This window comes from Burkholderia sp. AU31652 (assembly GCF_002223155.1).
Taxonomy (GTDB): Bacteria; Pseudomonadota; Gammaproteobacteria; order Burkholderiales; family Burkholderiaceae; genus Burkholderia.
In genome coordinates, this window is sequence record NZ_NKFG01000021.1 from 1 (window position 1) to 3,091 (window position 3,091).

At 52.2% G+C, this 3,091-nt stretch carries 1 rRNA gene; it reads right to left on the reverse strand.

What is annotated here, in order from left to right:
- Positions 1–12: 12 nt before the first annotated feature.
- Positions 13–2,894, reverse strand: a 23S ribosomal RNA gene (locus CFB40_RS37625).
- Positions 2,895–3,091 lie beyond the last annotated feature (197 nt).

The window sequence follows — 3,091 nt, forward strand, 5'->3', positions numbered from 1 at the left end:
CAGACTTGTTATAGGATCAAGCCTTACGGGCAATTAGTATCAGTTAGCTGAACGCATTACTGCGCTTACACACCTGACCTATCAACGTCCTGGTCTCGAACGACCCTTCAAGGGGATCTAGTCCCCAGGGATATCTCATCTTAAGGCGAGTTTCCCGCTTAGATGCTTTCAGCGGTTATCTCTTCCGAACATAGCTACCCGGCGATGCCACTGGCGTGACAACCGGTACACCAGAGGTTCGTCCACTCCGGTCCTCTCGTACTAGGAGCAGCCCCCTTCAAATATCCAACGCCCACGGCAGATAGGGACCAAACTGTCTCACGACGTTTTAAACCCAGCTCACGTACCTCTTTAAATGGCGAACAGCCATACCCTTGGGACCGGCTACAGCCCCAGGATGAGATGAGCCGACATCGAGGTGCCAAACACCGCCGTCGATATGAACTCTTGGGCGGTATCAGCCTGTTATCCCCAGAGTACCTTTTATCCGTTGAGCGATGGCCCTTCCATACAGAACCACCGGATCACTATGACCTGCTTTCGCACCTGCTCGACTTGTCGGTCTCGCAGTTAAGCACGCTTATGCCATTGCACTATCAGCACGATTTCCGACCGTACCTAGCGTACCTTCGTACTCCTCCGTTACGCTTTGGGAGGAGACCGCCCCAGTCAAACTGCCTACCATGCACTGTCCCCGACCCGGATCACGGGCCAAGGTTAGAACCTCAAACAAACCAGGGTGGTATTTCAAGGACGGCTCCACCGAAACTAGCGTTCCGGTTTCATAGCCTCCCACCTATCCTACACAGATCGGTTCAAAGTCCAATGCAAAGCTACAGTAAAGGTTCATGGGGTCTTTCCGTCTAGCCGCGGGTAGATTGCATCATCACAAACACTTCAACTTCGCTGAGTCTCGGGAGGAGACAGTGTGGCCATCGTTACGCCATTCGTGCAGGTCGGAACTTACCCGACAAGGAATTTCGCTACCTTAGGACCGTTATAGTTACGGCCGCCGTTTACCGGGACTTCAATCAAGAGCTTGCACCCCATCATTTAATCTTCCGGCACCGGGCAGGCGTCACACCCTATACGTCCACTTTCGTGTTTGCAGAGTGCTGTGTTTTTATTAAACAGTCGCAGCCACCAGTTTATTGCAACCCCTTCACCCTCCTGGCGCAGGCCAGTCAAGCTACAAGGGCGTACCTTATCCCGAAGTTACGGTACCAATTTGCCGAGTTCCTTCTCCCGAGTTCTCTCAAGCGCCTTAGAATACTCATCTCGCCCACCTGTGTCGGTTTGCGGTACGGTCATCGTTAGACTGAAGCTTAGAGGCTTTTCTTGGAACCACTTCCAATTGCTTCGCTCCCTAGGGAGCTCGCGCCACACCCTTGAATTACGCGCCCGGATTTGCCTAAGCGCCTTCTCCAATGCAGCGACCGGGACTTCCAACACCCGGACAACCTTCCGCGATCCGTCCCCCCATCGCATCTAACAATGGTGCAGGAATATTGACCTGCTTCCCATCAGCTACGCATTTCTGCCTCGCCTTAGGGGCCGACTCACCCTACGCCGATGAACGTTGCGTAGGAAACCTTGGGCTTACGGCGAGGGGGCCTTTCACCCCCTTTATCGCTACTCATGTCAGCATTCGCACTTCTGATACCTCCAGCATCCCTTCCGAGACACCTTCGCAGGCTTACAGAACGCTCTCCTACCATGCGTGCTAAGCACGCATCCGCAGCTTCGGTATATAGCTTAGCCCCGTTACATCTTCCGCGCAGGACGACTCGATCAGTGAGCTATTACGCTTTCTTTAAAGGGTGGCTGCTTCTAAGCCAACCTCCTGACTGTTTTAGCCTTCCCACTTCGTTTCCCACTTAGCTATATTTGGGGACCTTAGCTGGCGGTCTGGGTTGTTTCCCTCTTGACACCGGACGTTAGCACCCGATGTCTGTCTCCCGTGATTGCACTCTTCGGTATTCGGAGTTTGCTATGGCGGGGTAATCTGCAATAGACCCCCCAACCATGACAGTGCTCTACCCCCGAAGGTGAGACACGAGGCACTACCTAAATAGTTTTCGGAGAGAACCAGCTATTTCCAAGTTTGTTTAGCCTTTCACCCCTATCCACAGCTCATCCCCTAACTTTTCAACGTTAGTGGGTTCGGACCTCCAGTACGTGTTACCGCACCTTCATCCTGGCCATGGATAGATCACTTGGTTTCGGGTCTACGCCCAGCAACTGAACGCCCTATTCGGACTCGCTTTCGCTACGCCTGCCCTATACGGTTAAGCTTGCTACTGAACGTAAGTCGCTGACCCATTATACAAAAGGTACGCCGTCACCCCTTACGAGGCTCCGACTGTTTGTATGCATGCGGTTTCAGGATCTATTTCACTCCCCTCCCGGGGTTCTTTTCGCCTTTCCCTCACGGTACTGGTTCACTATCGGTCGATCACGAGTATTTAGCCTTGGAGGATGGTCCCCCCATCTTCAGACAGGATTTCACGTGTCCCGCCCTACTTGTCGCACACCTAGTTCTTTCATACTGTTTTCGCCTACAGGGCTATCACCTGCTATGGCCGCACTTTCCAGAGCGTTCGGCTAACAATACAAATAAAGAGTGCAAGGCTCATCCCATTTCGCTCGCCACTACTTTGGGAATCTCGGTTGATTTCTTTTCCTGCGGTTACTTAGATGTTTCAGTTCACCGCGTTCGCTTCACATGGCCTATGTATTCAGCCATGGATACTCCAAAAGGAGTGGGTTTCCCCATTCGGACATCTACGGATCAAAGCTCGTTTGCCAGCTCCCCGTAGCTTTTCGCAGGCTACCGCGTCCTTCATCGCCTGTGATCGCCAAGGCATCCACCACATGCACTTGTTCGCTTGACCCTATAACGAGTCTGTCTCGTTACAGGTTGAGTTCTCGCGTTGTGCCGTATTCCAATTTAAGTCGAACATAGAGTTCGAATCATCTTGAGATACATCGATACAATCACAACCCGGATAGTTTCCACGTCCATCTCAAGACGCTTCCGCTATCCAAATTACTTGCTTCTTCCAGATTGTTAAAGAACGACAGCCGATAC